Here is a 17,161-nt window from a genome sequence, read left to right as displayed (position 1 = left end):
CCGATCCAATCGGGCGCCGGCAGAGGTCCGGCGCTCAGGCGCGCCGCTTGGACCCGCCCAGGGAGATCCGGCCGGCGCTGCCGGTCCGCGTTCCGTGGTTCGGCGCCGCGTAGGGCCGGCGGGACAGGTCGTAGAGGACGTTGCCGACGAGCCCGGCCGTGCGCCGCAGCGTTGCGCCGTCGCAGGTCGCCGCGACCCGGACCCCGATCTCGTGCGTGTGGCTGCGGCCGTAGAGCCAGACGGCCAGCCGCGCTCGGGTGGCTTCCGGGATGCCGTCGAGCAAGTAGGTGGCGCCCTCGGCGTCGGATTTGATCAATTGCCCCACCGTCTCGGGCGAGACGGGGCAATCGTTGGCGGGATCGCCGACGCTGAGCGCGCGGGCCTTCGTCATGGCGGCACCTGACCGTTCTGGAACTTCAGGTTGAACGTTCTTGGTTAACGAACGGTGACCACGGGCGACGGCTTGTTTCATCCTCCGACGAGAGGGACTGCTCCACCGACTTGGGCGGCGCAGCCCGGAAGCGATATTTCAGAGCGGTCTGCGGATCAGGCGCGCGATCAGGCCGATGATGCCTTCGCGGAACAGCAGAACACACAGAACGAAGACGCAGCCCTGGATGATCGTCACCCAGGCGCCGAACTGGGCGAGGTAGGTCTCCATGGTGACGATCACCAGCGCACCGACGATCGGCCCGAACACCGTGCCCATGCCGCCGACGAGCGTCATCAGCACCACCTCGCCCGACATCGCCCAGTGGACGTCGGTCAGCGAGGCGAGCTGGAAGACGATCGCCTTGGTGGAGCCGGCGAGCCCCGCCAGCGTCGCCGAGAGCACGAACACCGCGAGCTTGTACTGGCTGGCCCGGTAGCCGAGCGAGATCGCCCTCGGCTCGTTGTCGCGGATCGCCTTCAGCACCTGCCCGAAGGGCGAGTGGATGATCCGGTAGATCAGCAGCATCCCGGCCAGGAAGATCACGGCGACGACAGCGTACATCGCCCGATCGTCCGCGAGGCTGATCACCCCGAACAGCGCACCGCGCGGCACCGCCTGGATGCCGTCCTCGCCGCCGGTGAACTTCGCCTGCAGCGAGAAGAAGTACGCCATCTGGGCGAGCGCCAGGGTGATCATCGAGAAGTAGATGCCTTGCCGGCGGATCGCCAGCGCGCCGAAGACCAGCCCGAGCAGGGCCGCCGTCGCCGTGCCGGTGAGGATCGCCACCTCGGGCGTGAAGCCAAGATGCTTGGCCGTGTAGGCGCAGAGATAGCTCGCCATGCCGAAATAGGCGGCGTGACCGAAGGAGAGCAGGCCGCCGTAGCCGAGCAGCAGGTTGAAGGCGAGCGCGAACAGCGCGAAGCACAGCACCTTCATCAGGTAGACGGGGTAGAGCACCAGCGGCGCCACGATCAGCAGAACGGCGATGCCGACGAAGATCAGGCGGTGGAGTGCCTTGTCGTCCCGGGTCGTCGGCAGAGCGGCGGCGATCGGGGCGGCGTCGATGGCGGCGGTGTCGGCCATGGGAGATGCCTCAGTTCGCGGTCAGGCCGTGCGCCCGAACAGGCCGGCGGGTTTGACGAGCAGCACCAGCACCATGATCACGAAGATCACGGTCGCTGAGGCTTCCGGATAGAACACCTTGGTCAGCCCCTCGACCAGGCCCAGGGTGAAGCCGGTGATCACCGAGCCGATGATCGAGCCCATGCCGCCGATCACCACCACGGCGAAGACGACGATGATGATGTCGGCGCCCATGTTGGGGTTCACCGAGTAGATCGGCGCGGCCAGCACCCCGGCGAAGCCCGCGAGCGCAACGCCGAAGCCGTAGGTCAGCGTCAGGAACAGCGGCACGTTCACCCCGAAGGCCTGGACCAGGGTCGGGTTCTCGGTGGCCGCCCGAAGATAGGCGCCGAGCTTGGTCTTCTCGATCACGAGCCAGGTGGCGATGCACACGGTGAGCGACGCGACCACCACCCAGGCCCGGTAGTTCGGCAGGAACATGAAGGGCAGCCGCTGGCCGCCCGACAGCTCGGCCGGGATCGCGTAGGGCAGGCCCGAGACGCCGTACTGGTTGCGGAACAGGCCCTGGATGATCAGCGCGAGGCCGAAGGTCAGCAGCAGGCCGTAGAGATGGTCGAGCTTGTAGAGCCGGGCGATCAGCACCCGCTCCAGCACGATCCCGAAGGCTCCGACCACCAGGGGCGCCAGCCCCAGTGCCCACCAGTAGCCGAGGCCGACATAGGTCAGCAGCATCCAGGCCACGAACGCGCCCATCATGTAGAGCGCGCCGTGGGCGAAGTTGATGATGTTCAGGAGCCCGAAAATGATCGCCAGCCCCAGCGACAGGATCGCGTAGAACGAGCCGTTGATCAGGCCGAGCAGCAATTGCCCGAACAGGGCCTGCGTCGGCACTTCGAAGATCGTGGTCATGGCCGTTTCCCGCGCCCCAATCGCATGCTCAGCCCTTCACGAGGGGGCAGTTGCCCTCGTTGAGCGGCCGGAAGACCTGCTCGCCCGGGATGGTCTCAAGCGTCTTGTACAGATCCCACTCGCCCTTCGACTCGGCGGGCTTCTTGACCTCGAACAGGTACATGTCGTGGATCTTGCGGCCGTCGGCGCGGATCGTGCCCTTGCCGAACAGCGGGTCGTCGGTCGGCATCGCCTTCATCTTGGCGACCGTGGCGGCGCCGTCGGCGGTCGATTTCAGCTCGGCCACCGCCTTCAGGTAGTGAAGCACGTCCGAGTAGACACCGGCATGGTTGGCGGTGGGCTTCGAGGCGTTCTTCATCTGCTTGGCGAAGCGGTCCGAGAAGGCCCGGGTCTGGTCGTTCAGGTCCCAGTAGAACGGCTCGGTCAGCACCAGACCCTGCGCGACCTTCGTGCCGAGGGAATGCACGTCCGAGGAGAAGACCAGGAGGCCGGCGAGCGCCTGCCCGCCCTCGGTGATGCCGAACTCACCCGCCTGCTTGATTGAGTTGATCGTGTCTGTGCCGGCATTGGCGAGGCCGATCACCTTCGCGCCCGACCCTTGCGCCTGGAGCAGGAAGGACGAGAAGTCCGAGGTCGGGAACGGCGTCTTCACCGAACCCACGACCTTGCCGCCGTTCTTGGTGATGACCGCGCTGGTGTCGCGCTGAAGGGTCTGGCCGAACACGTAGTCGGCGGTGAGGAAGTACCACGTATTGCCGCCGCGCTTCACCATGGCACCGCCGGTGCCGTTGGCCAGCGCCACCGTGTCGTAGACCCAGTGAATCGTGTTCGGCGTGCATTGCGGGCCGGTGAGGTCGGCGGTGCCGGCGCCAGTGTCGATGAAGACCTTGTTCTTCTCTTTGGTGACCTGGCTGATGGCCAGCGCCACCGAGGAGGTCACGCCGTCGGTGATCATATCGACGGCGTCGCGGTCGTACCATTGCCGGGCGATGGCCGCGCCGACATCCGGCTTGTTCTGGTGGTCGGCCGAGACGATCTCGACCTTGAGGCCGTGCTGCTCCGGCTTGAAATCCTCGACGGCCAGCTTGGCGGCGACCACCGAGCCCTCGCCGCTGATGTCGGAATAGGCACCCGAGCGGTCGCCCAGGATGCCGATCTTCACGTTCGTCTGCGCGGCCGCGGTGCCCATCATCAGGGCGCCCGCGAGGGCGGCGAGAGTCACGGGCCCACCAATACGTCCGAACATGTGCGTTTCCATCCTTGATCTTGTGCACCCCCTCGCGCCGACCCTGTATTTGGGCCGACGGGGAGTGATCGAGTTGCCTAACGTCGTCGTATTCTTGAGCAGGTATCCGTCACCGTCATTCCGGGGCCGCGTAGTGGAGCCCGCAATCCAGAGCCGCCGTCGGAGCTGATCGCTGCGCGACACTCCGAGCCCGCGGTGTTTCTGGATTCCGGGCTCCCGCTTGCGGCGAGCCCCGGTACGACGGCGTCTTGATCTGCCTTGATCCGTTGTCTGGACCGATCCGAGACATGATGTCAGACGCCGAGATAGGCGTGAAGCTTGTCGATATTGGCATCAAGCTCTGCATTGGGGATCATGTCGACCACCCGGCCCTGCTCGATCACGAAATGCCGGTCCGCAAGCGTCTGGGCAAAGCGGAAGTTCTGCTCCACCAGCACGATGGTGTAGCCTTGAGCCTTCAATTGCTGAATCGTCCGGCCGATCTGCTGGACGATGACCGGCGCGAGACCTTCGGTCGGCTCGTCGAGCAGGATCAGCTTGGCGCCGGTGCGCAGGATCCGGCCGATCGCCAGCATCTGCTGCTCGCCGCCGGACAGCTTCGTGCCCTGGCTGCCGGATCGCTCCTTCAGGTTCGGGAACAGCGTATGAATCTCCGCCACCGACATGCCCCCCGGCTTCACCCGGGGCGGCAGCATCAGATTCTCGTGCACCGTCAGGCTCGCGAAGATGCCGCGCTCCTCCGGCACGTAGCCGAGCCCGAGCCGGGCGATGTTGCGCGACGCCATCCGGATCGTCTCGACGCCGTCGTAGACGATGGAGCCCGAGCGCCGACCGAGGATGCCGATGATCGCCCGCAGGGTCGTGGTCTTGCCGGCGCCGTTGCGGCCAAGGAGGGTAATCACCTCGCCGGCCCGGACGTCGATATCGATGCCGTGCAGGACGTGGCTCTCGCCGTACCAGCCCTCCAGGCCCCGGACGGTGAGGAGCGAGCCGGTCACGGCGGCCGGAGCCGGAGTCTTCAGGGCCGCTTCAGGCATGTCCCGCCCCGATATACGCTTCCACCACGCGCGAATCCTTGGAGACGGTGGCGTAATCGCCCTCGGCCAGCACCTGGCCGCGGGCCAGGACGGTGATGCGGTCCGACAGGGACGCCACCACCGAGAGATTGTGCTCGACCATCAGGATGGTCCGGTCCTTCGACACCCGGCGGATCAGCTGCGCCGTACGTTCGACATCCTCGTGGCCCATGCCCGCCATCGGCTCGTCGAGCAGCAGCATCTCGGGATCGAGGGCGAGCGTCGTGGCGATCTCCAGGGCGCGCTTGCGGCCGTAGGACAGCTCCACCGCCAGCACGTCGGCGAAGTCCGAGAGGCCCACGGCCTCCACCAGCGCCAGCGCCTCGCCGTTGAGCGCCCGCAGAACCCGCTCGGGTCTCCAGAAGTCGAACGAGTCGCCGCGCCGCCGCCGCTGAAGCGCGATGCGCACGTTCTCCATGACTGTCAGATGCGGGAACACCGCCGAGATCTGGAAGGAGCGCACCAGCCCGAGCCGGGCGACATCGGCCGCCTTCACGCCGGTGATGTCGCGGTCCTTGAAGCGGATCGTCCCGGCCGTCGGGATGAGGAACTTCGTCAGGAGATTGAAGCAGGTCGTCTTGCCGGCGCCGTTCGGCCCAATCAGCGCGTGGATCGTCCCACGTTCGACCTGCAAGGCTACGCCGTTGACGGCCCGGAATCCCTTGAATTCCATCGTCAAGCCGTCCGTCGCCAGGATCACGTCCCGTGCCAAGCGTGTCCCTCCCGGGTATGAATTCTTGCCTGCCATATCGCCGATGCAAGCGGGACCAGTCCATCGCAAACGCGCGATGCGGCGCGACAATCCCCCGGGAGTGATATTCAAACGTTCGCGCCGAAGCCGGTCCCGTATGCCGAGCTTGACCGGCTGACACCACGCGATTAACTCAGACAAATATCGACCGGGAGGGCTCGATGGCCGATCGCGCGGCCTACATCGCCATCGATTGGGGCACGACCAACCGCCGGGCCTACGCGATGACGCGTGAGGGTGCGGTGCTGGACAGCCTGCACGACGAGCGCGGGGTCCTCGCCCTCGCGACAGATCAGTATCCGGCCGAGATCGCGGCGCTCCGGGAGCGTCTGGGTACCTATCCGGTCATCGCCGTCGGAATGGTCGGCTCCACCCGGGGCTGGCTCGAGGCGCCCTACATCGCAGCTCCCGCAACACTGGAGAGCCTCGCCGACGCCTGTGCCGAGGCCGCCCCGGGCGTGCACATCGTTCCAGGCGTCGCCCTCCGCGACGGCAAACGGCCGGACGTGATGCGGGGCGAGGAGATCCAGATCTTGGGCGCGATCCGCGCCGGCACCGCACCGCCGACGGCGCTGTTCTGCCAGCCCGGCACACATAACAAGTGGATCGAAACCGTGGACGGCGCGATCACAGACTTCACCACGGTCATGACCGGTGAGGTCTTCGCCCTTCTTCGCCATCACGGCGTGCTGGCCGGGATGCTGGACGGCCCAGTCGCCGACGGCGCACCATTCCGGAGAGGGCTGCGCCGCGGGATCGCCTCGCACAACGTCGCCGCCAGCCTGTTCGAGGTCCGCGCCGGCGTCCTGCTCGGCTGGCTGGCGCCCGACGACGCCGCGGCCTATGCCAGCGGAATATTGATCGGCACCGATATCGGCACCCGGGAGGATCTCGCCCGCCGCCCGGTCCACGTGGTCGGCGGCGGGTTCCTGAGCGCGCTCTACGCCGTCGCCATCAGAGAGGCCGGCGGAATGCCGGTGCTCGTGCCGGACGGATCTACAACGGCCGGCATCCACGCCATCTGGAGTTTGCGGGCATGACCATCCGCGATCGGTTCGAGACGGCCTTCGCCGCCTGCCCGCTCGTTGCCATCCTGCGCGGGCTGACGCCCGACGCGGCACCTCACGTGGGCGACGCGCTGGTCGAGGCCGGGTTCACGCTCGCCGAGGTTCCGCTCAACTCGCCCGAGCCGCTGCGGAGCATCGGGCTTCTCTCCAAACGCCTGGCCGGACGCGCCCTCGTCGGAGCCGGCACGGTCCTGACGCCGGCGCAGGTCGGGGCGGTCGCCGACGCGGGCGGAACTCTGGTGGTCTCGCCCAATACCGATGCCGCCGTCATCGGCGCGACGGTGGGAGCCGGCCTCATCGCGTTGCCGGGCTATCAGACGCCGACCGAAGCCTTCGCGGCGCTCGCGGCCGGAGCCACGGCGCTCAAGCTGTTTCCCGCCGATGTCGCCACCCCCCTCGCCTTGAAGGCGCACCGGGCGGTGCTGCCGGCTGGCACGCGCGTTCTCGCGGTCGGCGGCGTCACGCCCGACAGCATCGCCGGCTGGCGTCAGGCCGGCGCCGACGGCTTCGGCCTCGGTTCGAACCTCTACCGTCCGGGCAAGGCGGCGGCCGACGTCGCCCGCGATGCGGCCGCTTTCGTCGCGGCCATCCGGCACGCCGGCTGAGAGACCCGCACCGCCCACTCCCGTCGAGATCCCGGCTTGGACCCGGATCCCGGGCAGCCTATCAGGCTGCTGCGTCAGCGAGGACAGGAGCGGGTCGATGATCGGTCAGAGCGGGACGAGTACGGAGCGCGACGGCCTCGACGGGCTCGACACCCCCTGCCTCGTCCTCGACGCGGATAAGCTGCAGGCGAATATCGACCGGATGCGCGGGCAGCTCGACGCGTTGCACGTCACCCTGCGTCCGCATCTCAAGACCGCCAAATCCCTCGACGTCGCGCGCGCCGCCATGGCGAGTCCCAATGGTCCGGCCACCGTATCGACCCTGCGGGAGGCCGAGTATTTCGCCGAAGGCGGGATCCGCGACATGATCTACGCGGTCGGGATCGCGCCGCACAAGCTTGATCGGGTCGGTGCGATTCGCCGGCGCTGGAACACGGACCTCGCGATCATCCTCGATTCGGTTGCGCAGGCGGAGGCGGTGGCGGCCTGGAGCCGTCAGAACGGCGATCCCCTGCCGGTGCTGATCGAGGTGGATGCCGACGGTCACCGCTCCGGTGTCGCGCCGCGCGATGCCGACACGCTCGTCGCCATCGGCCGCGCGCTCTCCGACGGCGCCGCCCTGCGCGGCGTGCTGCTCCATGCCGGCGACAGCTACGGGCTGAGCGACCCCGCCGCGCTGCGCGCCGCCGCGGAGGCCGAGCGCAGAGCCGCCGTTGCGGCCGCCGCGATCCTTCGCGAGGCCGGACTGCCCTGCCCGATCGTCAGCGTCGGCTCGACCCCGACGGCCCGCTACGCCAAGACCCTGGAAGGCGTCACGGAGGTGCGCGCCGGCGTGTTCATGATCGGCGACCTGTTCCAGGCCGGCGTCGGCTCCTGCGCGGTGGACGATATCGCGCTCACGATCCTCACGACGGTGATCGGGCACCAGCGCGACAAGGGCTGGATCATCACGGATGCCGGCTGGATGGCGCTCTCCCGGGACAGGGGCACGGCCCGCCAAGCGGTCGACCAGGGATACGGCCTCGTCTGTGACCGGGCCGGCCTGCCCTATCCGGATCTGATCGTGCAGGACGCCAATCAGGAGCACGGCATACTGGCGCTGCGAAAGGGCTCGTCCGCCGCCCTGCCCCACCTGCCGATCGGCACGCGCCTGCGCATCCTGCCGAACCACGCCTGCGCGACCGGGGCCCAGCACGACCGCTACCACGTGATCCGCGGTGGCGCGATGACCGGCCAGATCTGGCCGCGCATCAACGGCTGGTGAATCAGTTACGCGGTTTCAACGGCGGGCAGCCACCGACCGCATCGGAGCGTCGGATTCCTCCATGACGGTCCGGCATCCGGGGCTGAGGGTGGCGCGCCTCTCACGGAGGCAGGCCGTGATCGCGCCGGCATTCGGAATCTGGGCGGCGCATAGGCGCAGCACGTCGGGTTTGCATGCGGTGCGTTCGGCCCGCGTCCCCGCAAGTGCCGGCACCGCTCCGGCAACGATGGCCAGCAGGGCGAAGGTGGCGGACTTCATCGAGCCGTATCCTCTCCGGCGAAGCGGCAGGCGCGTACGCGCAGGTCGCGGGGCCGGGCAAGCACGCCGGTAACCGCCGGGGTTTCCGTCGGATCGGTGCACAATCTGTCGCAGAGCTGCGGAGAGCTTTGCGGGAGAGCCGCGGGCTTACGGGCGCCCGGCAGGCGTGATCGCGCCCGTGATGGCGGGCTCGCCCACCGCCACGCCAGGCACCGGCGACGTGCGCTGTCGGTCGAGCTTGTCGGCGGACACAAGTGCGGCTGCGATCAGGGCCGACACGGCGAGCGTCGCCTTCACCACGTCCCAGACCCGCGCGAGCATGGCCAAACCTCAGGGGCGTCACTGCGTGAAAGCCGCGGATGCACCTCGAAGGGCCGCGGTCCTGCCATCCTGTGAGGCAGCCGTTCCCAAAACCTTTCCCGATTCGGGCGCAAGCGCTGTCGCTCGCGACCTGATGCATTCAGGCCTCACCTGTGGGGTGGGCGCGTCGCGGCCTCGGCCGCCAGGGCCTCGAACACCAGCGCGTGCCGCTGGGCCAGCGCCTCCACATCCGTCGTGTATCCGCCGCCGATCACCGCCACGAGCGGAATGCCGCGGGCCCGGGCCTGCGCGACGACGAAGCGGTCGCGAGCCAGAAGGCCCGCGTCGGAGAGGCAGAGGCGCCCGAGCCGGTCATCCCGGTGGGGATCGACTCCGGCATTGTAGAAGACCAGATCCGGCGCCAGCGCATCGAGCAGCGGCGGCAGGCGCGTCCGCAGCACTTCGAGGTAGCCGGCATCGCCGAGCCGGTCCGGCAGACCGACATCGAGATCGCCGGCGATCTTCTGGGCGGGGTAGTTGTTCTCGCAGTGGATTGAGAGCGTGAACAGCTCCGGACACAGGGCGAGGCAATCCGCGGTGCCGTCGCCCTGATGGACATCCAAGTCAACCACGAGGGCCCGCCGGACCAAGCCCTCGGCCTGGAGCGTGCGGGCCGCGACCGCGACGTCGTTCAGCACGCAGAAGCCGGCGCCCTGCTGCCGCCGGGCATGATGGCTGCCGCCGGCGGCGCTCCCGGCCAGCCCCTCCGACAGCGCCAGGCGCGCCGCCAGCAGGGTTCCGCCCACAGACGCGCGCGAGCGCCGGACCACGGCCGGATCGACCGGCAGACCGATCGCACGTTCAATCTCGCGGGACACCGTGCCGGTCAGCACCGCCTCGACGTAGCGATGATCGTGCGCGCGGACGAGGATTTCGGCGGTGGCCAGCTCTGGCGTCACGAAGCCGAGCGGCGCGAGCCCTTTGGCGATCAGCGTCTCCGCCAGCAGCCCGTACTTGCGCATCGGGAGGCGGTGCCCGGCCGGCAAGCTCGCCTCGTAAGCCGGGTGGAACGCGATCGGCGGGATCATGCGTCCCCGTTCAGGTCGGCCGCAATCGTCCGGGCCAGCGCCGCCCCGCTGTCGTAAGCAGCCTCGATACGCGCCCCGAGGCACCAGTCGCCGGCCGCGCCGAGACCGAGAGCCGGATCGTACAGGCTGGCCACGTCCAGGGCCGTCTCGACCTGTGCGTAGCGCCAACGATGGGCTTCCGCATGGGTCGGCCGGAGCGATACGCGCAGTTGCCGCGCCGCAGCCTCGATAAGGCTGGCGATGATCGTCTCGCGCGGCTCTTCCAAATGGCGGCGCGACCAGCCGGCCGTTGCATGAATCGTCAGGCGAACGCCTTCCGGGCGACCCGGCTTCGACGCATCGGAAGCGATGAGGCCGACCGGATCCTCTCGCGGCTCGATCAGGCCGCCGGTCAGCCCGCCTTCGGCGGCCAGCATCACCGACCAGCAGGGCGCGTACGAGGCGCGTCCGACATCGGCCAGCGCGTATCCGGATCCGTCGAGCAGAGCGGCGATCTGCGGCGCCGGAAAGGTGACCGCCACGGCGCCGAACGGGCCGTGCACCCCACCGCCAGCGTCGTCGAGATACCACGCCCCGTCGTCCCGTCGGATCCGCATGATCGTGGTCGCAGATCGCACGGACAGGCCGGCCAGGAGATCGCCAACCGGCGCGGTCATGTCGGGGACGCCGACCCAGCGCTCCGACCCGACCCAGGGGGCGACGATCCCCCGTTTCTCCCACGCCGCGAGGCGCGCCGCGAAGGCGGATCCATGCGCCCGCATGAACTGGGCACCGTGGTCGAATTGCAGGGACGCGCTCCGGCGGGTCGCCATGCGGCCGCCGACCGCCCGCCCCTTGTCGAAGACCTGCACGGTCAAGCCGGCATCGGCGAGCGTTCGGGCGGCGGTCGCGCCGGCCATGCCGGCCCCGAGGATCGCGACGGTTCGGCGCTTCTTCACACCCTCGATCCACTCCCAAGATCGGCCCGCTCAGTCGGGCACGTCAGAAAGTAGGAGCGTGGCCAGCAAAGTCAGGGCGAAGGCTTGGATGGTTGCGCGGCACCGTGCGTGCAGGATGCCGCAGCCGTATCCCGATCAAGGGGCGCATGGTGCGGGTAGAGGGAATCGAACCCCCACGCCTTTCGGCTGGCGATTTTGAGTCGCCCGCGTCTACCAGTTCCGCCATACCCGCGTGCCCGGCGCTCTTCGCACGAACCGGCCGCGGGGGCCAAGTGGGTTTTTCGCGCCCGCGGTCGATCTGGCCAAGACCGGGCACCTATGCTCAAAGGGCGACCGGTCTTTCCATCCAGGATGTTGAATGCTCCGCCGGCTCTATGCGTGGATCCTGGCCCTCAGCGGCCGGCCCTCCGCGCCCTACGCGCTCGGCGCCGTGGCATTCGCCGAAAGCTCGTTCTTCCCGGTCCCGCCCGACGCCATGCTGGTGCCGATGGCGGTCAGCCGTCCGGACCGGGTCTGGTTCTACGCGACCATCGCCACGATCGCGTCCGTTCTCGGGGGTCTCGTCGGCTACGCGATCGGCGCGCTGCTGTTCGACTCCGTCGGCGAGTGGCTGATCCGCCTGTACGGCCTTCAGAACTCAGCCGCGACGTTCCAGGATTCGTACGCGCGCTACGGCCATTGGGTGATCCTGCTCAAAGGGCTGACGCCCATTCCGTACAAGCTCGTCACGATCACCTCGGGCTTCGCCCATTACAGCCTGTTCTGGTTCACGGTGCTGTCGATCGTTACCCGCGGCGCGCGGTTCTTCATCCTGGCCGGATTGCTCGGACGTTACGGCGTCCAGATTCGCGGCGTTCTGGATCGGCACCTCAACGCGGTGGCGGCGATCTCCGTCGCCGTCATCGTCCTCGGCTTCCTCCTCTTCAAAGTGATCCTGTAGTGATGAACACGGCGGCAGCACTGCGTGTGAAGACGGCTGGCCTGTGGCTTGCGATCTTCTCCGCCCTCACGGTGGGGACCGTTCTCGTGATGCAGTACGGATACGGTTACGCGCCCTGCAAGCTCTGCCTGACCGAGCGTCTACCCTTCTACGCCGCCCTGCCGCTCGGTCTTGTCGCCCTGCTGGCACCGGAGCGGATCGGCCGGATTGCCCTCGGTCTCGCCGCCCTCGGCCTCCTTTATGGGGCGGGCGTCGGGGTCTATCACGCCGGCGCCGAGTGGGGGTTCTGGCCGGGACCGTCCGATTGCGGCGGCGGCACCGGCGCCAACCCCGGTCAGGTGGGCGACTTCCTGAACGCGCTGGGATCCACGAAGGTCGTGGACTGCTCCGTCGCCGCGCTTCGGGTGCTTGGGATCTCCCTCGCCGGCTGGAACGCGCTCGTCTCCTTCGCGCTGGCCTCCCTCGCCGGCAGCGCGGCTGCGCGCCCCTGACCGGGCCCGTGTCTTCAGCCTGGATGATCCCGGTTCAAGGCATGCGCCTGAAGGCTTGGCCACCGCCCTGGAGGATGAACCGCAGGTTCAGTTGCGATCGTCGGGCAGGATCGGGATCGCGGCCACCTCGATGCCCTCTTCGATGAGCGCGCGCGCCTCTGCGGGGCTCGCCTCACCGTAGATCGAGCGGCCCTCCGCCTCACCGTAATGGATCTTGCGGGCCTCCTCGGGGAAGCGTGCGCCGACATGTTCCGAATGGGCGACGACGTGTTCGCGCAGCGCCCGCAGCATGGCCCGGACCTGTCGTTCCGGCTCCGCAATCAGGGTCTGCGGCTGGTCCGATTGCTCCGGGACTGGCACAGATGAGCGCTCGCGGTCCGTGCGGGCGACACGCGGGACCATAAGGGCCTTGCTGACTTTCGCGCTGTCGCAGACCGGGCAGGTCACGAGCCCGCGTGCGGCCTGTTCATCGTAGGAATCCGAGGACGGGAACCAGCTCTCGAAGCCGTGCCCGGTCTCGCAGACGAGACTGTACCGGATCATTCTCTTGCTTGCTGTTCTGTCTACTGTGCGGCCCGGATCTGAGGACCAACCCGTTCGACGGAGAAGGTGCGGCCGTGCTTCAGCGAAGGGATGCGCGCCCGGGCATCGGCGACCTGCGCGAGGTCGATCTCCGCCAGAATCACACCAGGCTCTGAGCCGCCCGCGTCGGCGAGGACGCGGCCCCAGGGATCGATAATCAGCGAATGGCCAAAGGTCTCGCGGCCGTCCTCGTGAAGACCGCCTTGAGCCGCCGAGATCACGAAGGAGCCGGTCTCGATCGCGCGCGCCCGTTGCAGGACATGCCAGTGCGCCTCGCCGGTCTGATGGGTGAAGCAAGCCGGCGCGGTCAGCACCTCCGCCCCCGCCTCGGCCAGGGCCCGGTACAGGCCCGGAAACCGGACGTCATAGCAGATGGTGAGCCCGAGCATGGCCCATGGCGTCGCCGCGACCACCGCGCAGGCGCCGCCGGTATAAGTCGCCGATTCCCGCCAGCGCTCGCCGCTGGGCAGGTCGACATCGAAGAGATGAAGCTTGTCGTAGGAAGCGAGGATCTCGCCGTCCGAGCCGATCAGGTAGGCGCGGTTGGCGATCTTGTCGCCCGACCGCACCGCGATCGAGCCGATCTGAACCACCGTGCCCGTCTCTCGCGCGGCCTCGCGCAGGGCGGACAGGGTCTGGTCCTGATCTTCGCCGGTGACGTGTGCGAAGAGACGCTCCCGGCTTCGCTCGACCAGAGACGTCATCTCGGGGGTCTGGACATAATCCGCACCGCGCGACGCCGCCTCACGGACGCCGGCCACAGCCGCATCGCGGTTCACGCCCGGATCGCGACCGGAGCGCATCTGCACGCAGGCGGCCGTGAAGCGCGCGTCAGGCATCGGCCGTGTCCTTCAGCAGCCGATCCAGCTTGCCCGCCCGATCGAGCGCGTAGAGATCGTCGCAGCCACCGACATGCGTGCCGCCGATGAAGATCTGCGGCACGCTCGTGCGGCCACCCGCCTTCTCCACCATGGTGCCGCGTGCGCCCTGCACGCGCTCGACGTCTATCTCCTGGAAGGCGACGCCCTTCTCCTTCAGCAGGCTCTTGGCCGCCGAGCAATAGGGGCACCAGGCCGTGGTGTAGATGGTGACCGGCTGCATGGCGTTCATCGTCCCGCGCGTGATCTCCTGCCATATAGGAGCGCGCCATCCGAATTGCCTATGCCCGTGTGGTCACAGGAGGACTCGCCCTCCTGCTGCGGCGTGCCGAAGGCCGGCACTCTGCTCCGCCGGTCTTGCTGTCAGGCCGCCAGCAGCTTCTCGACCTCGTTGACGAGGTCGCGCAGATGGAACGGCTTGGACAGGACCTTGGCGTCCTTTGGAGCCTTGGAATCCGGGTTCAGCGCGACAGCCGCGAAACCGGTGATGAACATGACCTTGATGTCGGGGTCCAGTTCGGTGGCCCGTCGCGCGAGCTCGATGCCGTCCATCTCCGGCATCACGATGTCGGTCAGCAGCAGCTCGAACGGTTCCTCGCGCAGCCGGTTGTAGGCCGAGAGGCCGTTGTCGAAGGACAGGACGTCGTATCCCGCATTCTGCAGCGCCTTCGCCAGAAACCGGCGCATATCGTTGTCGTCTTCCGCCAGCAGGATTTTCATCGGCCGGATCCGAGCCTTCGAGTCGCGTTGTTGATCCCATAAAGGGAGGCGATGGTAAACAAGGTGTTAGGATGGAGCCCGCAGCGCCCGCCGCGTGACCCTTTGGCGACGGCACCCTTGGCGGGCACCGAGTGGACAGGCGGTCGATCGCGCCGCACAGTGCGGACCTGCCGTGCTTTCACAACCGCCGGGGTGTCCACCAGCCGATGATCGCGCCCGTACCGGTCGAGCCAGACGTCTTCGGATTTGCCCCCGCCTTCGCGGTCGGCGAGCCGGCGGCGCACATCCTGCCCTTCGTCTTCAATACCGGCCATTCCGGAGCCGTCTACCCCCCCGACTTCGTCGCGGCGTCCCGGCTCGACGCGCTCACGCTGCGCCGCTCGGAAGACGCGTATGTCGATCGCCTGTTCGCATCGGTGGTCGCCCTCGGTGCGCCGCTCCTGCGGGCCAACTTCCCGCGCGCGTTCCTCGACGTGAACCGCGAGCCCTTCGAACTCGATCCGCGCATGTTCGAGGGCCGGCTGCCGTCGTTTGCCAACACGCGCTCGATGCGGGTCGCCGGCGGGCTGGGAACGGTTCCGCGGGTTGTTGCCGACGGGCAGGAGATCTACGCGCGCAGGTTGCCGGTGACCGAGGCGACGGCACGGATCGAGGGGCTCTACAAGCCCTATCACCGCGCGCTGCGCGGCCTCGTCCAGCGCACGGCGCGCAGCCACGGCCATTGCGTGCTCATCGATTGCCACTCGATGCCGTCCTCAAGCCTCGGGCGCGATCCGGAGATGAAGGCCGACGTGGTGCTGGGTGACCGCTACGGGACGGCCTGTGCCCCGAGCCTCATCAGCGGGTTCGAGGCCGCTTTTCGCGCGCGGGGTTTCCGCGTGGTTCGCAACAAGCCGTATGCAGGCGGCTTCATCACCGAGCATTACGGCGAGCCGAATCTCGGGCGCCATGCCTTGCAGATCGAGGTCAGCCGCGGGCTCTACATGAACGAAGGCAGCCTCGCGATGACGGCAGGCTTCGATGATCTCGCGGAGGCGCTGACATCCATCGTCGCCGAGGTCGCGTCCGATCTGGGCGATCTGACGCCCCGCAGAATGGCTGCGGAATAGAATCTGGAGACCCGGCGTTCGCCAAGAGAACGCGGCGCCCAAGAAAAAGGCCACTCCCGAAGGAGCGGCCCGAAGTCTAGGGAGGAAACGCCCAAGAAGGGCTGCGTGACCGCGACGCCATCGCGATCCCGCAACGCACAAAATAAAGTGCGCCGCACAAGACGCAAGGGCAATCTGAGCCCGGCCTCCGCCTTCAGTGCATACCTGAGCCGCGTGTCCGAAGCGTTCGCTGGTCTCCGGCGCTCAGCGAGCGGAGGGAGCGTGCCCACGCGTAGACATGGCTCGGCCGCGTTGCCGCGCCGAGCCATCTTGGCGTCATCAGGAATGATGCCGCGAGCGCCTAAGCCTTCCCTGCCGAGATCCGCAGGCCAGAAGGCCCGCCGCCTCAGCCTTGCTCCTTCAGGAGCTTGGCGATCTCGGACTGCAGGGGCCCTGCAAGATCCTCGCGCTCCAGGGCGTAGGCCAGGTTCGCCGTCAGGAACCCGAGCTTGGAGCCTGTGTCGTAGGTCCGGCCCTCGTAGTGCATGCCGAAGAAGTCCTGCGACTCCATCAAATCGATCATCGCGTCCGTGAGCTGGATCTCGCCGCCGGCCCCCTTCTTGCCATGCTCGAGAATCCCGAAAATCTCGGGCTGCAGGATGTAGCGGCCGGAAATGATGAAGTTCGAGGGCGCCGTACCCTGCTTGGGCTTCTCGACCATGCCGGTGATCTGGAAGGATTGCCCGTAGGTCTCGCCGACGCTCACGATCCCGTACTGGTGGGTCTCCTCGGGCGCGACCTCCTCGACGGCAATGACGTTGCCACCGTGACGCTCGTAAGTTGCCAGCATCTGCTGCATGCAGCCGCGGCTCAGCATGTCCGGCAGCAGCACGGCGAAAGGCTCGTCGCCCACAATCTCGCGGGCACACCACACCGCGTGGCCGAGGCCGAGGGGCGCCTGCTGGCGGGTGAAGCTGGTCTGACCGGCCTTCGGCAGATCCTTCTTCAACTCCTCGTAGGCCGCAGTCTTCCCACGCTCTTGCAAGGTGTGATCGAGTTCGAAGGCGATGTCGAAATGGTCCTCGATGACCGCCTTGCCGCGCCCCGTGACGAAGATGAAGTGCTCGATGCCGGCTTCGCGCGCTTCATCGGCGACATGCTGAACGACGGGTCGGTCGGCGACCGTGAGCATCTCCTTGGGGACCGCCTTGGTCGCGGGCAGGAAGCGCGTGCCCAGGCCCGCGACGGGCAGGACGGCCTTGCGGATCGGTTTCATCGAAAGGTAACCCCGGCAACGGAACGGAAGAACGTGGTCAACGGTGCGGCCTGTCAGATAGGCTATCGCGAAGCGTCGCAAGAGCGCTACGGCAATAGTAAGAGGCAAACCGCCGTAAATATACCGTCTGCATGGGCGTGCGCGGGCGTGGCGAGAACGGCACCGGAG

At 67.9% G+C, this 17,161-nt stretch carries 21 protein-coding genes and 1 tRNA gene; 6 read left to right on the top strand and 16 right to left on the bottom strand.

The window, feature by feature from the left end; all coding sequences use genetic code 11:
- Nucleotides 1-34 precede the first annotated feature (34 nt).
- From M6G65_RS00300 to M6G65_RS00275, 6 genes are all read right to left on the bottom strand, one after another.
- Nucleotides 35-391, bottom strand: coding sequence for a hypothetical protein (locus tag M6G65_RS00300; protein WP_250103424.1), 357 nt, complete (start codon nucleotides 389-391; stop codon nucleotides 35-37).
- Between the two features lie 138 nt (nucleotides 392-529).
- Nucleotides 530-1,516, bottom strand: a complete 987-nt coding sequence (locus M6G65_RS00295) for a branched-chain amino acid ABC transporter permease (protein ID WP_192706881.1) — start codon at nucleotides 1,514-1,516, stop codon at nucleotides 530-532.
- Between the two features lie 21 nt (nucleotides 1,517-1,537).
- Nucleotides 1,538-2,425, bottom strand: a complete 888-nt coding sequence (locus tag M6G65_RS00290; RefSeq protein ID WP_238197568.1) for a branched-chain amino acid ABC transporter permease — start codon at nucleotides 2,423-2,425, stop codon at nucleotides 1,538-1,540.
- Between the two features lie 28 nt (nucleotides 2,426-2,453).
- Nucleotides 2,454-3,671: an ABC transporter substrate-binding protein gene (locus tag M6G65_RS00285; RefSeq protein ID WP_238197569.1), complete on the bottom strand. Its 1,218-nt coding sequence runs from the start codon at nucleotides 3,669-3,671 to the stop codon at nucleotides 2,454-2,456.
- Between the two features lie 293 nt (nucleotides 3,672-3,964).
- Complete coding sequence (locus M6G65_RS00280; RefSeq protein ID WP_238197570.1) at nucleotides 3,965-4,708, bottom strand: ABC transporter ATP-binding protein; 744 nt, start codon at nucleotides 4,706-4,708, stop codon at nucleotides 3,965-3,967.
- Entirely contained in the window at nucleotides 4,701-5,459 is a 759-nt protein-coding gene (locus M6G65_RS00275; RefSeq protein ID WP_238197571.1) for an ABC transporter ATP-binding protein, read from the bottom strand. The genes M6G65_RS00280 and M6G65_RS00275 overlap by 8 nt, the downstream gene beginning before the upstream one ends.
- Before the next feature lie 200 nt (nucleotides 5,460-5,659).
- Between M6G65_RS00275 and M6G65_RS00270 the strand changes: the two genes are divergently transcribed.
- The 3 genes from M6G65_RS00270 (at nucleotide 5,660) to M6G65_RS00260 (ending at nucleotide 8,434) form a co-directional block, all read left to right on the top strand.
- On the top strand, nucleotides 5,660-6,538 hold the full coding sequence (locus M6G65_RS00270; protein ID WP_238197572.1) for a 2-dehydro-3-deoxygalactonokinase: 879 nt from the start codon (nucleotides 5,660-5,662) through the stop codon (nucleotides 6,536-6,538).
- A complete protein-coding gene (locus M6G65_RS00265; RefSeq protein ID WP_250103423.1) occupies nucleotides 6,535-7,170 on the top strand; it encodes a 2-dehydro-3-deoxy-6-phosphogalactonate aldolase in 636 nt (211 codons plus the stop codon). Before M6G65_RS00270 ends, M6G65_RS00265 begins: the two co-directional genes overlap by 4 nt.
- A gap of 97 nt (nucleotides 7,171-7,267) precedes the next feature.
- Nucleotides 7,268-8,434, top strand: coding sequence for a DSD1 family PLP-dependent enzyme (locus M6G65_RS00260; RefSeq protein ID WP_238197574.1), 1,167 nt, complete (start codon nucleotides 7,268-7,270; stop codon nucleotides 8,432-8,434).
- Nucleotides 8,435-8,449: 15 nt separating this feature from the next.
- On the opposite strand, the gene M6G65_RS00255 is transcribed toward M6G65_RS00260, so the two are convergent.
- From M6G65_RS00255 to M6G65_RS00235, 5 genes are all read right to left on the bottom strand, one after another.
- Complete coding sequence (locus M6G65_RS00255; RefSeq protein WP_238197575.1) at nucleotides 8,450-8,692, bottom strand: hypothetical protein; 243 nt, start codon at nucleotides 8,690-8,692, stop codon at nucleotides 8,450-8,452.
- Between the two features lie 147 nt (nucleotides 8,693-8,839).
- Complete coding sequence (locus tag M6G65_RS00250) at nucleotides 8,840-9,013, bottom strand: hypothetical protein (RefSeq protein WP_238197576.1); 174 nt, start codon at nucleotides 9,011-9,013, stop codon at nucleotides 8,840-8,842.
- Between the two features lie 146 nt (nucleotides 9,014-9,159).
- Nucleotides 9,160-10,080, bottom strand: coding sequence for a histone deacetylase family protein (locus tag M6G65_RS00245; protein WP_250103422.1), 921 nt, complete (start codon nucleotides 10,078-10,080; stop codon nucleotides 9,160-9,162).
- Complete coding sequence (locus M6G65_RS00240; protein WP_238197578.1) at nucleotides 10,077-11,018, bottom strand: NAD(P)/FAD-dependent oxidoreductase; 942 nt, start codon at nucleotides 11,016-11,018, stop codon at nucleotides 10,077-10,079. The genes M6G65_RS00245 and M6G65_RS00240 overlap by 4 nt, the downstream gene beginning before the upstream one ends.
- Nucleotides 11,019-11,165: 147 nt before the next feature.
- Nucleotides 11,166-11,250, bottom strand: a tRNA-Leu gene (locus M6G65_RS00235).
- A gap of 126 nt (nucleotides 11,251-11,376) precedes the next feature.
- Here M6G65_RS00235 and M6G65_RS00230 point away from each other — a divergent pair.
- Together M6G65_RS00230 and M6G65_RS00225 are read left to right on the top strand one after the other, a co-directional pair.
- Nucleotides 11,377-11,958, top strand: coding sequence for a YqaA family protein (locus M6G65_RS00230; protein WP_192706871.1), 582 nt, complete (start codon nucleotides 11,377-11,379; stop codon nucleotides 11,956-11,958).
- 2 nt (nucleotides 11,959-11,960) lie between these two features.
- Nucleotides 11,961-12,449: a disulfide bond formation protein B gene (locus M6G65_RS00225; RefSeq protein ID WP_238197579.1), complete on the top strand. Its 489-nt coding sequence runs from the start codon at nucleotides 11,961-11,963 to the stop codon at nucleotides 12,447-12,449.
- 87 nt (nucleotides 12,450-12,536) lie between these two features.
- Here M6G65_RS00225 and M6G65_RS00220 read toward each other — a convergent pair whose 3' ends face one another.
- The 4 genes from M6G65_RS00220 to cpdR form a co-directional block, all read right to left on the bottom strand.
- The gene (locus M6G65_RS00220; RefSeq protein ID WP_238197580.1) at nucleotides 12,537-12,992 is read right to left on the bottom strand and encodes a DUF1178 family protein; all 456 of its coding nucleotides are present in this window, start codon (nucleotides 12,990-12,992) and stop codon (nucleotides 12,537-12,539) included.
- 20 nt (nucleotides 12,993-13,012) lie between these two features.
- Nucleotides 13,013-13,870: a carbon-nitrogen hydrolase family protein gene (locus M6G65_RS00215; protein WP_238197581.1), complete on the bottom strand. Its 858-nt coding sequence runs from the start codon at nucleotides 13,868-13,870 to the stop codon at nucleotides 13,013-13,015.
- The gene (grxC, locus tag M6G65_RS00210; RefSeq protein WP_192706867.1) at nucleotides 13,863-14,132 is read right to left on the bottom strand and encodes a glutaredoxin 3; all 270 of its coding nucleotides are present in this window, start codon (nucleotides 14,130-14,132) and stop codon (nucleotides 13,863-13,865) included. The genes M6G65_RS00215 and grxC overlap by 8 nt, the downstream gene beginning before the upstream one ends.
- Before the next feature lie 140 nt (nucleotides 14,133-14,272).
- A complete protein-coding gene (gene cpdR, locus M6G65_RS00205) occupies nucleotides 14,273-14,629 on the bottom strand; it encodes a cell cycle two-component system response regulator CpdR (RefSeq protein WP_003603128.1) in 357 nt (118 codons plus the stop codon).
- A gap of 206 nt (nucleotides 14,630-14,835) precedes the next feature.
- Between cpdR and M6G65_RS00200 the strand changes: the two genes are divergently transcribed.
- Nucleotides 14,836-15,738 carry an N-formylglutamate amidohydrolase gene (locus M6G65_RS00200; protein ID WP_250103421.1) on the top strand — a complete coding sequence of 301 codons (903 nt, stop codon included), beginning with the start codon at nucleotides 14,836-14,838 and terminating at the stop codon, nucleotides 15,736-15,738.
- 385 nt (nucleotides 15,739-16,123) lie between these two features.
- Here the strand turns inward: M6G65_RS00200 and M6G65_RS00195 are convergent, their stop codons facing one another.
- Nucleotides 16,124-16,993 (bottom strand): UTP--glucose-1-phosphate uridylyltransferase, encoded by an 870-nt coding sequence (locus tag M6G65_RS00195; protein ID WP_250103420.1) that lies wholly within the window; start codon nucleotides 16,991-16,993, stop codon nucleotides 16,124-16,126.
- Between the last annotated feature and the right edge of the window lie 168 nt (nucleotides 16,994-17,161).

Source organism: Methylobacterium tardum (genome assembly GCF_023546765.1).
GTDB lineage: Bacteria > Pseudomonadota > Alphaproteobacteria > Rhizobiales > Beijerinckiaceae > Methylobacterium > Methylobacterium tardum.
The sequence above is the reverse complement of the archived record's forward strand: the minus strand, read 5'-3'. Positions and strand labels throughout refer to the sequence as shown.